The organism is Flavobacterium johnsoniae UW101 (assembly GCF_000016645.1).
GTDB lineage: Bacteria > Bacteroidota > Bacteroidia > Flavobacteriales > Flavobacteriaceae > Flavobacterium > Flavobacterium johnsoniae.
This window is the reverse complement of the sequence record NC_009441.1, coordinates 849,876-862,171: the sequence shown is the minus strand read 5'-3', so window position 1 is coordinate 862,171 and position 12,296 is coordinate 849,876. Positions and strand designations below refer to the sequence as shown.

Below are 12,296 nucleotides of genomic sequence, written 5' to 3'. Positions count from 1 at the left end.
ATGACCATGAAAAAACACCTCATTCTTCCCGCTCTCTTACTTTCAGTTTCGATTGGATACAGTCAGAAAGCAAAAAACGCTTATGAATTAGCATCGCCAAACGGACAAAATAAAATCAAATTTGAGCTTGTAAAAAATGCTCCAAAATATGCTGTTTCTCACGGAAAACAGAAGTTATTTCTCCATCTGACATGGGATTTGTATTGAAAGGAAACGAAGACTTAAGCACAAACTTTGAAATAAAAGGAGCAAAAACTTCAACTTTTGATGAAACTTGGGAACAAGTTTGGGGAGAAAAGAAAAATATTAGAAATCACTACAATCAATTGGTAGTTGATTTACAACAAAAAACAGGAAATAAAAGAAAATTACAAATTCAGTTTCGTGCTTTCGATGACGGAGTTGCTTTTAGATACGTTTATCCAAAACAAAATGTAAAAGACAGTATTTTCATCATGGATGAAAAAACAACTTTTAACTTAAAAGAAGATGGAAAAGCGTGGTGGATTCCGGCAAACAGAGAAAACCGTGACGAATATCTTTTCAAAGATGCGCCAGTAAGTACTTTAGATACGGTTTTAACTCCGTTAACAATTGAAAGCAAAAACGGATTAGCATTAAGTTTCCACGAAGCAAACCTGTATGATTTCGCAAGCATGACTTTGGTAAACACAAAAGGAACAGAACTAAAATCAGATTTAGTGCCTTGGCCTGACGATGTAAAAGTTCGTGTAAAGGATACTTTTACTTCTTCTTGGAGAACACTTCAAATTGGAGAAAATCCAGGTGAGTTGATCACTTCTTATTTGGTTTTAAACCTAAACGAACCAAATAAATTAAAAAATACAAACAGCTATTTCAAACCATACAAATATTTAGGAATCTGGTGGGGAATGCACATTGGTAAATATACTTTCTGGGAAAGCGATAAACAAGGTGCTACAACCAAACACGCTGAAGAATATATCGATTTTACAGCAAAAGAAGGTTTCCATCATTTATTGATCGAAGGCTGGAATAAAGGCTGGACTCCAGGTTGGTATGAAAACCGTATGCACATGTTCAGCTTTACGAAAAATGCAGACAATTTCGATTTAGAAAAAGTAGTTGAATACGGAAAGAAAAAGAACATCGAATTAATTGGTTACCACGAAACAGGTTCAAACTTAATTAATTACTTAAAAGAAGTTGATGAAGGTTTTGCTTTATACAAAAAACTTGGAATTCATACCGTGAAAATTGGTCACGTAGGTTCTAAACTGAATATGAAACAAATGCACTTCGGGCAGTTTGGAGTAAATTATTTCAGATACATTTTAGAAAAAGCAGCGCAGTACGATTTAGCAGTTTTATACCACGAATCAATAAAAGATACAGGAGAAAGAAGAACTTTCCCAAACATGGTTTCGAGAGAAGCAGCGCGCGGACAAGAATATAACGCTTGGAGCGAAGGAAATCCACCAAACCATTTAAGTATTATTCCGTTTACAAGATTACTTTCTGGCCCAATGGATTTTACACCTGGGATTTTTGATGTTGAGGTAAAACAAGGTTATCCAGGAAAAAGAATTCAGGGAACAGTTGGACAGCAATTGGCATTGTACGTTACGATTTATTCTCCAATTCAAATGTTGGCAGATCTTCCAGAAAATTACGAAGGAAAACCAGCGTTGCAATTCTTAAAAGACGTTCCAACAGATTGGGAAGACACAAAAATCTTAGAAGGAAAAATTGGCGAATACATCACAACAGCAAGAAAAGACAGAAATAGCGCTGATTGGTATTTAGGAACTTTAACAAATGAGAAACCAAGAAACGTAGAAGTTTCATTATCATTCCTTGATCCAAATGCAGCTTATGAAGCACAAATTTATGTTGATGCCGAAGGAACAGATCAAACACACAATCCAGAAGCCGTAGCAATTTCTAAGAAAACAGTAAAAGCTTCAGATAAATTACAGTTGAAATTAGGCGGTGCCGGCGGTGGAGCTGTTAGATTTAAAAAGCTATAATTATTAATTTCTCAAACCCGACAGGTTTTTAAAACCTGTCGGGTTTAATAACACAACACATTTTCAGATGAAAAGAATTTTAATAGTATTGGTTTTAATTCATTCAATCCAAATTATTGGACAAAACAATAATGCTGAAAATCGAATCATAAAAGTTGATTATAAAAAAGAAGCAGGAAAATTAAACACCATGTTCAAGGAATGCATTGGAGCCGGAAGAGCAAATGAAGGTCTTCGTGCCGACTGGCAGCAGCAATTGGCATTGGTAAAAAAAGAATGCGATTTTAAATACATCCGTTTTCATGGTTTATTGTCTGATGATATGGCCGTTTATCGCGAAGACGAAAAAGGAAATCCAGAATACAATTACCAATATGTAGACGTTCTGTTCGATTATATTGTTAGTCTGAAAATGAAACCGTTTGTAGAATTAGGTTTTATGCCCAATGCATTAGCAAGCGGGAAAGAAACGATTTTCTGGTGGCGCGGCAACGTAACACCTCCAAAAGATTATAAAAAATGGGAAGATTTAGTTCGAAATTTAACCCAGCATTTTGCGGCACGTTACGGAGATGAAGAAGTAAAAACATGGTATTTTGAAGTCTGGAACGAACCGAATTTATCACCGGGATTTTGGAGCAGTACTCAGGAAGAATATTATAAATTATACGATTATGCCGCTCGTGGTGTAAAAGCAGTAAACAAAGAATATAAAGTCGGCGGACCGGCAACAGCAGGTTCTGCTTGGGTTTCTGAAACAATTGATTTCTGTACTAAAAATAATGTTCCGATGGATTTTGTTTCGACACATACTTATGGTGTAAAACATGGATATCTGGACGAATTCGGAACTTCGGGAACAATTTTAAATCAGGACGAATGGAGTGTAAGCGGTGAAATTATCAATTCAAGAAAATTGATTGCAGAGTCGGCTAAACCGAATCTTGAATTGCATTATACGGAATGGAGTTCATCTTACACGCCTGCAGATCCAATTCACGACAGTTATCATTCGGCAGCTTATATTCTACAGAAATTAAAACAAGTCGGCAATGCGGCAAACTCCATGTCATATTGGGTTTTTACCGATATTTTTGAAGAAGCAGGACCAAGATTTACACCTTTCCACGGCGGTTTCGGATTATTGAATACGCAGGGAATCAAAAAACCGGCTTATTTCTCTTATTATTTATTGAATAAATTAGGAGAAACAGAACTTCAAAATTCAGATAAAGCTTCTTGGACTTCTAAAAATGCAAAAGGAGATGTTCAGGTTTTATTGTGGGATTTTACCAATACACATCCCGGCGATAAAGAGTTGAATCAAACGTATTATATAAAAGATCTTCCGTCAAAAGAAAAAGGAAAAGTAAAAGTGGAGATTGACGGAATGCAGAAAGGAAAATATCTTTTAGAAATTTACAAAGTGGGTTACAAAGTAAATGACGCTTACGCAGATTATCTGGCGATGAATAAACCAAGTCAGTTAACACGTGAACAGGTAAATTTAATAAAAGAGAAAAATAACGGCGCGCCTATTTCGACAGAAAAAATTACAATTGACGGAAAAGGAACTTTCAGCAGAGAATTTAAAATCAATGAAAATGATGTTGTAATGCTGAATTTAATCAAACAATAATTAAAACCACAAACATAAAAGTAATATTAACTGTATTTAAAGATTCTGAGTCAGGAATCAAATCTTTAAATAAAAAGAACCTAACTATCTATGAAAAACAAAATGATATACCTTTCTGCAGCTTTGGTTTTTGCATTTTTTACTTCTTGTAAAAATGAAACACAAACTTCAGCTTCAAATTCCAGCCAGACTGAAGAATACGTTGGGAAAGAAATCAGTACAGATCATGATGCCGAAATTGACAAACTGATTTCGCAGATGACATTAGAAGAAAAAATAGGAATGCTCCACGGAAACAGCATGTTTGCTAATGCAGGCGTGAAACGTTTAGGAATTCCAGAATTAAAAATGGCCGATGGGCCATTGGGAGTTCGCGAAGAAATTTCAAGAGACAATTGGGCTCCGGCAGGATGGACAAACGATTTTGCAACGTATTATCCGGCAGGAGGTGCTTTAGCAGCAACTTGGAATGCAGAAATGGCACATACTTTCGGAACCAGTTTAGGAGAAGAATTACGCGCAAGAGACAAAGACATGCTCCTTTCGCCAGCGATCAATATGGTAAGAACACCGCTTGGAGGAAGAACGTACGAATACATGTCGGAAGATCCGTTTTTAAATAAAAAAATAGCTGTGCCTTTGGTTGTTGGTTTACAAGAAAAAGATGTAATGGCATGTGTAAAACACTATGCAGCAAACAATCAGGAAACAAATCGTGATTTTGTCGATGTACAAATTGACGAACGTACACTTCGTGAAATTTATCTTCCCGCTTTTGAAGCTACTGTAAAAGAAGCAAAAGCATATAGTATAATGGGCGCTTATAACAAATTTAGAGGCGAATATTTATGTGAGAACGATTATATGCTGAATAAAATCCTTCGTGACGAATGGGGATTTAAAGGAGTTGTAGTTTCAGATTGGGCTGCGGTGCATTCAACAGCAAAATCTTTGAAAAATGGTTTAGATATTGAAATGGGAACACCAAAACCTTTCAACGAATTTTTCTTAGCCGATAAATTAATTGCAGCAGTAAAATCTGGAGAAGTTTCTGAGAAAGAAATTGATCTTCATGTAAAACGTATTTTAAGAGTTTTATTTCAAGTGAAAGCAATGGGCGGAGGCGAGCGTGCAAAAGGAAGCATCGCTACCGAAGCGCATTACCAAGACGCTTACAAAATTGCAGCAGAAGCAATTATATTGTTAAAAAACGAAAACAATGCACTGCCATTAAAATTAGATGGAGTTAAATCTATTGCTGTAATTGGAAACAACGCAACAAAGAAAAATGCTTTGGGCGGATTTGGTGCCGGAGTAAAAACAAAAAGAGAAGTTACACCTCTTGAAGGTCTTAAAAACAGATTGCCTTCATCAGTTAAAATCAATTATGCTGAAGGATATTTAGAGAAATATGAGGAGAAAAATAAAGGAAATTTAGGAAATATTACTTCTACAGGACCAGTTACAATTGACAAATTAGATCCTGCAAAAGTTCAGGAAGCTGTAGAAGCTGCTAAAAAATCTGATGTTGCCATTATTTTCGCAGGTTCAAACCGTGATTACGAAACAGAAGCTTCAGACCGTAGAGATTTACACCTGCCATTTGGACAAGAAGAATTAATCAAAAAAGTAATAGAGGCAAATCCAAAAACGATTGTAGTAATGATTGCCGGCGCTCCGTTTGATTTGAATGAAGTAAGCCAGAAATCATCAGCTTTAGTTTGGAGCTGGTTCAATGGTTCTGAAGGCGGAAATGCTTTGGCTGATGTTATTTTAGGAAAAGTAAATCCGTCAGGGAAATTACCTTGGACAATGCCAAAACAACTAAAAGATTCTCCTGCACACGCCACAAACAGTTTCCCTGGAGACAAAGCGGTTAATTATGCTGAAGGAATCTTAATAGGATACCGTTGGTTTGATACTAAAAACGTAGCACCATTATATCCTTTTGGTTACGGATTATCATACACAACTTTCGCACTTGATAATGCCAAAACAGATAAAGATTCTTACGCTCAAAACGATGTAATTGAAGTTACGGTTGACGTTAAAAACACTGGAAAAGTAGACGGAAAAGAAGTAGTTCAGTTGTATACTTCAAAATCTGATTCAAAAATTACCCGTGCGGCACAAGAATTAAAAGGATTCAAAAAAGCAGATGTAAAAGCTGGCGGTTCAGAAAAAATAACAATCAAAGTTCCAGTAAAAGAATTGGCTTACTATGATGTTGCTGCTAAAAAATGGACAGTTGAGCCAGGAAAATATACAATTAAGTTAGGAACTTCTTCTAGAGATATTAAAAAGGAAATTAACTTCACAATTAAATAAAATGGAAAAGATCATCAAAGGTTACCTGTTTAGTTTTGTATTATGTTTTTCTTTTTTAAGTATTTGGGCTTGCAGTTCAGATAAAGAAGAAGCAGAGAAAACAGCCGAAAAAACACTTACGGTTGATACTAATAAAATTGATTTTGCCAACACAGGAAACGATGTCAACATAAAAGTGACAACAAATGCCAGAACATGGAAAATCAGCAGTGCCGATACTAAATGGCTCGAACTAAGTCAGACTTCTGGTGTTACAGGATCAGTTTTAGTTAAAATTACAGCTTTAGAAAATACCGGAAAAGAAGCAAGAACAGCTGTTATAACAATTACTTCTGATGAAACCTCGCCAATACAAATTGCAGTTTCTCAGGCAGGAGGCGCAGCAGCTCCAGGTTTATATCCAAGCTATAATACAAATCCAATTGCTGCAGACCAAACCGGAATGTCAAGTAATGCAGTACAGTTAGCCGCAAAAATAAAATTAGGCTGGAACATTGGCAACACAATGGAAGCAACTGGCGGAGAAACCGCTTGGGGAAATCCAAAAGTTACAAAAGCTTTAATCGATGCTGTAAAGGCAAATGGCTTTAATGCCATTCGAATTCCGTGTTCATGGAATCAAAATTTAGCGAATGCTTCAACTGCACAAATTCAAACTGCCTGGCTGAACCGAGTGAAAGAAGTTGTACAATATTGTGTAGATAATGACATGTATGTTTTGGTAAACATTCACTGGGACGGCGGCTGGCTGGAAAACAATATTACCGAAGCCAAAAAAGAAGAAACTAACGCCAAACAAAAGGCTTTCTGGGAACAGATAGCCACCCATTTACGTGACTTTGACGAGCATTTACTTTTTGCAAGTGCCAATGAACCTGCTGTTGAAGATGCTGCACAAATGGCAGTTTTAACATCCTATCACCAAACGTTTATTGACGCTGTTCGTTCTACAGGAGGAAAAAATGCGTATCGTACTTTAGTGGTTCAGGGACCAACAACCGACATTGAAAAAACAAATAAATTAATGACCGTTTTGCCAACAGATACAGCCGCAAATAGAATGATGGTTGAGGTTCATTATTATACGCCATGGAATTTTGCAGGTTTAACAAAAGATGAATCCTGGGGTAAAATGTTTTACTATTGGGGATCAGGCTACCATTCAGCAACCGATACAGAAAGAAATGCAAACTGGGGAGAAGAAGCAGACTTAGAGAAAAATTTCAAGTTAATGAAAACTCAGTTTGTAGATAAAGGAATTCCGGTCTTATTAGGAGAATTTGGAGCAATCAGAAGAACAAGTCTAACCGGAGATGCTTTAACTTTACATTTAGCATCAAGAGCGTATTACTTAAAAACGGTGGTAAAAACAGCTCGTGCAAACGGATTATTACCTTTTTATTGGGACGAAGGAAGTACAGGCGATAATAGTTTTGGAATTTTTAAAAGAAGCGATAATACTGTTTTTGACTCACAGGCTTTGACGGCTTTAAAAGAAGGATTACAATAAAAAAACTTTCTAAATTATATTAGTGATATAAGTAATTTAAATTTAAAAACAGCTTTGAATTTATTTTTATTTATATCACTAATTTGATTTTAACTATTTTAAATTGCAGGATATGAAAAAGTATTTAATGGTTATTTTGCTGATATTTAGCGTTTTTGCAAGCGCTAATGTAAAAATGCCTTTATTGTTTTCAGATGGAATGGTGCTCCAAAGAGGCAAACAAATTCCAATTTGGGGTTTTGCTGATGCTGATGAAAAAATAGAAGTCCATTTTAACAAACAAATCCAAAAAACCACAGCTGATAAAAATAGAAAATGGACTCTTAATTTAAAATCAGAAAAAGCCGGCGGACCTTTTGAGTTGATTATAATTGGAAAAAATACAATCACGATCAAAAATGTTTTGGTTGGTGAAGTATGGATTTGCAGCGGACAATCGAATATGGAATTTCAGGTTTTCAAAACCATGAATGCCGAAAAAGAAATTGCAGATTCAAATTATCCTATGATTCGTCATTTTGGAGTGGCGCAGGATTTAAGCGGAAAACCAAAAGACGATTTAAAAGCTGGAAAATGGGAAACGGCAAACAAAGAAACTGTTGGTAATTTTACAGCTGTTGGATATTACTTTGCCAGAAAATTATATTCAGAATTAAAAATTCCAATAGGAATCATAAATACTTCCTGGGGAGGAACTAATGTGGAAACCTGGACAAGCCGTGAAGCATTTCAAAACAGTGATGAATTTAAATCGATGATAGCCGATGTTCCGGTTGTAGATATTGATGCAGTTTTTGAAAGCTATAAAAAATCAATTTTAGACAATCTGAAAAAAGTGCAGAGTTTTGATATTTCAATGGAAAACGAAGATCAATTTAAAAAGCCGGATTTTCAGGATAAAAACTGGCCGGAAATAAAAGTGCCTTCACTTTGGGAAAACCAGCAGATTGGAAATATTGATGGAATTGTCTGGATGCGAAAAACGATTGTTCTAACTGCCGAACAAGCTAAAAAAGAAGCCGTTTTACATTTAGCAAAAGTAGACGATGAAGACAAAACGTATGTAAACGGAGTAGAAGTAGGAACCAATAACCTTTGGGACAAACTAAGAATTTATAAAATTCCAGCCAATGTTTTAAAAGAAGGAACAAACGTGATTGCTGTTAGAATTACAGATTACAGCGGCGGCGGCGGAATTTATGGTGATCCAGCCGATTTAAAAATCGATTTTAAAGACTCAAATGTATCTCTGGAAGGACTTTGGAAATTTAATATTGTAAAAGTAAGAATCGAAGTTTCGCCTAATAGTTATCCTTCATTATTATACAATGCCATGGTAAATCCGTTAGTGCCGTACGCGTTTCAGGGTGTTTTATGGTATCAGGGAGAAGCTAATGTATGGAGGGCAGAACAATATAAAAAGTCATTTCCGCTGATGATAACTGACTGGAGAACAAAATTCAAACAAGGAAACTTTCCGTTTTATTTCGTTCAATTGTCAACCTTTGATGAGTTTGGCGGCAACAGCCAAAAAGGAAGCCGTTGGGCAGAACTTCGAGAAGCACAGTCTGAAACTTTAAAACTCCCAAACACAGGAATGGCGGTTACAACCGATATTGGAAACGCAAAAGATATTCATCCAACCAACAAACAAGATATTGGATTGCGTTTGGCTGCGATTGCGATGAACAACATTTATGGTAAAAAACAAATTCACAGTGGACCAGTTTATAAATCTCAGGAAATAAAAGGGAATCAGATTGTTTTAACTTTTGACAATATTGGCAGCGGATTATCAACGCCAAATAACGATGAGTTAAAAGGATTTGAAATTGCAGGTGCAGACAAAGTTTTTCATTCTGCAAAAGCCATTATAAAAGACAACAAAGTAATTGTTTCGAGCGATAAAGTTCAAAATCCACTTGCTGTTCATTATGGCTGGGCAGATGATGATACACAGATCAATCTTTTCAACAAAGAAAAATTTCCTGCATCACAATTCAGAACCGATAATTGGGAAATGATTACTGCCGGCGAAAAATACAAAGTGAGTAAATAGTAATTAGTCCTTAGTAATTAGTGAGAAGTAAAGGATAATTTGAACGGTTTTCAAAACTTGTTTGAATGAAAAATAAATTAAAATGTTCCGTTAGGAACAATTCATCGGTAGCAGCGGATGAAATCCGCAGTAAAAATTAAAAATGCAATATTGTTCCGTGGGAACATCTGATCGGTAATATTTAAAACGCAGCAAAATGAATTCAACCCTTATCAAAAAAACATTTTTCATCTTACTTCTCACATCTTATTATACAAACATTTTGGCACAATCAAAAAATGTTTTATGGTACAAACAACCCGCAGAATTTTTTGAAGAAAGTTTGGTTTTAGGAAACGGAAAAATGGGCTCGACAGTTTTTGGAGGTGTAAATTCAGATAAAATTTATTTGAATGACATTACACTTTGGTCAGGTGAACCCGTAAATGCAAATATGAATCCGGAAGCTTATAAAAATATTCCAGCGATTCGCGAAACATTGCAAAACGAAAACTACAAACTGGCCGAAGAATTAAATAAAAAAGTACAAGGAAAAAACTCCGAATCGTATGCGCCTTTAGGAACACTGGAAATCAATAATTCTGAAAAAGGAAAAGCTGTAAATTATCGCAGAGAACTGGATATTTCAAACGCCGTATCAAAAGTAAGTTATGAAATGGCCGGTATAAAATATACACGAGAGTATTTTGTTTCGGCACAAGACCAAATCATGATAATTAAATTAACTGCCGATCAAAAAGGAGCTTTAAATTTTGATATCAATTTAAAAAGCCTTTTAAAATCTAATGTAGAAGTACGAAATAATATCTTGGTTATGACTGGTTCTGCGCCAATTCATGAAAATGCAGGATACAATGTACTGCCAAAATATCTAGCCCTAAAAGATAGAGGTACACGATTTACAGGTTTAGTTCAAATCAAAAAAACCGACGGAAAAATTACAAGTTCGAGAGAAACCTTAACCTTAAAAGACGCAACAGAAGCGATTATTTACGTTTCTGTCGCAACAAGTTTTAATGGTTTTGATAAAAATCCGGCATCAGAAGGTTTAGACGATATAGCAATTGCGGCACAAAACCTGAATAAAGCTTTTGAAAAACCATTCGACAAAATAAAAGAATCTCATATTGCCGATTATCAAAAATTTTATAATCGCGTTGACTTAAATTTAGGCAAAACAACCGCTCCTGATTTGCCAACAGACGAGCGTTTATTGCGTTATGCAGACGGAAATGAAGATAAAAATCTCGAAATATTGTATTTTAATTACGGTCGGTATTTATTAATCAGCTCTTCAAGAACACTTGGAGTACCGGCAAATCTGCAGGGACTTTGGAATCTGCATTTAAGTCCGCCCTGGAGCAGTAATTATACAATGAATATTAATCTGGAAGAAAACTATTGGCTGGCAGAAAACACCAATCTTTCAGAAATGCACAAATCGCTTTTGAGTTTCATTAAAAACCTTTCGGTAACAGGAAAAGTTACGGCAAAGACTTTTTATGGAGTAGATAAAGGCTGGGCTGCAGCGCATAATTCAGATATCTGGGCAATGACCAATCCTGTTGGGCAGTTTGGAAAAGAAGATCCAATGTGGGCTTGCTGGCCAATGGCGGGTGCCTGGCTGAGTACTCATATTTGGGAACACTATATTTTTACACAAGACGAAACATACTTAAAAAAAGAAGGTTATCCGTTAATGAAAGGTGCTGCCGAATTTTGTTTGGGCTGGCTTGTAACCGATAAAAAAGGAAATTTAATTACATCGCCATCCACTTCCCCAGAAAACCAATACAAACTGGAAGATGGTTTTGTGGGTGCGACATTTTACGGAGGAACGGCAGATTTAGCTATGATTCGCGAATGTTTCGATAAAACCATAAAAGCGTCAAAAGTGCTGAATACAGATGCTTCTTTTAGAGTAAAATTAGAAACAGTACTTTCAAAATTACATCCGTATCAAATTGGTAAAAAAGGAAATCTGCAGGAATGGTATTTTGACTGGGATGATCAGGATCCAAAACATCGCCATCAATCGCAGTTATTCGGACTTTTTCCAGGCGATCATATTACGCCTTTAAAAACTCCGGATTTGGCTGAAGCCTCTAAAAAAACGTTAGAAATAAAAGGAGATGAAACAACCGGCTGGTCAAAAGGCTGGAGAATTAATCTGTGGGCAAGACTTTGGGACGGAAACCGCGCTTATAAAATGTTCCGAGAATTACTTCGTTATGTAGATCCTGACGGAAAGAAAACGGAAAAACCAAGAAGAGGAGGAGGAACATACCCAAATTTATTCGATGCACATCCGCCATTTCAAATTGATGGTAATTTTGGAGGTGCAGCTGCGGTTGCGGAAATGTTAGTTCAGTCAGATGAAAATGAAATTCGATTATTACCTGCTTTGCCAGATGCCTGGGCAGAAGGTTCTGTAAAAGGAATCTGCGCCAGAGGCGGGTTTGAAATTGAAATGGCATGGAGTAATAAAAATCTAACTCATGTTGTAATCTCTTCTAAAACAGGGGGAAAAACAACTTTGATTTTTGGTGATAAAAAGCAAGAGATTGTTTTGAAAAAAGGAGAGAAAAAAGAAATTAATTTTTAAAGATTCGGAGAAGCGAAATATTAATAGAGTAAAATAGATGTTTACATTATAAAGCTCCTGTGGAGCGACATATAATTTTCACAATCAAATATATCGCTCCGCTGGAGCTCTTTACATTCGGACGGTTTAATTTCTATAAATAT

At 35.9% G+C, this 12,296-nt stretch carries 7 protein-coding genes; all 7 read left to right on the top strand.

The genetic code is table 11. The features are described from left to right. Positions 1–6: 6 nt before the first annotated feature. The 7 genes from FJOH_RS27190 to FJOH_RS04035 all read left to right on the top strand — a co-directional run bounded on the left by FJOH_RS27190 (position 7) and on the right by FJOH_RS04035 (position 12,153). Positions 7–207 (top strand): hypothetical protein, encoded by a 201-nt coding sequence (locus FJOH_RS27190; protein WP_235022995.1) that lies wholly within the window; start codon positions 7–9, stop codon positions 205–207. Beyond that, positions 192–2,012: a glycoside hydrolase family 97 protein gene (locus FJOH_RS04060; RefSeq protein ID WP_012022865.1), complete on the top strand. Its 1,821-nt coding sequence runs from the start codon at positions 192–194 to the stop codon at positions 2,010–2,012. The genes FJOH_RS27190 and FJOH_RS04060 overlap by 16 nt, the downstream gene beginning before the upstream one ends. A 67-nt stretch (positions 2,013–2,079) precedes the next feature. Beyond that, entirely contained in the window at positions 2,080–3,651 is a 1,572-nt protein-coding gene (locus FJOH_RS04055; RefSeq protein WP_012022864.1) for a GH39 family glycosyl hydrolase, read from the top strand. Positions 3,652–3,741: 90 nt separating this feature from the next. Continuing rightward, positions 3,742–5,979 carry a glycoside hydrolase family 3 C-terminal domain-containing protein gene (locus FJOH_RS04050; RefSeq protein WP_012022863.1) on the top strand — a complete coding sequence of 746 codons (2,238 nt, stop codon included), beginning with the start codon at positions 3,742–3,744 and terminating at the stop codon, positions 5,977–5,979. A gap of 1 nt (position 5,980) precedes the next feature. Then, complete coding sequence (locus FJOH_RS04045) at positions 5,981–7,489, top strand: cellulase family glycosylhydrolase (RefSeq protein ID WP_012022862.1); 1,509 nt, start codon at positions 5,981–5,983, stop codon at positions 7,487–7,489. Between the two features lie 112 nt (positions 7,490–7,601). After that, the gene (locus FJOH_RS04040) at positions 7,602–9,548 is read left to right on the top strand and encodes a sialate O-acetylesterase (RefSeq protein WP_012022861.1); all 1,947 of its coding nucleotides are present in this window, start codon (positions 7,602–7,604) and stop codon (positions 9,546–9,548) included. 196 nt (positions 9,549–9,744) lie between these two features. Beyond that, positions 9,745–12,153: a glycoside hydrolase family 95 protein gene (locus FJOH_RS04035; RefSeq protein ID WP_012022860.1), complete on the top strand. Its 2,409-nt coding sequence runs from the start codon at positions 9,745–9,747 to the stop codon at positions 12,151–12,153. The last annotated feature ends 143 nt before the right edge of the window (positions 12,154–12,296 follow it).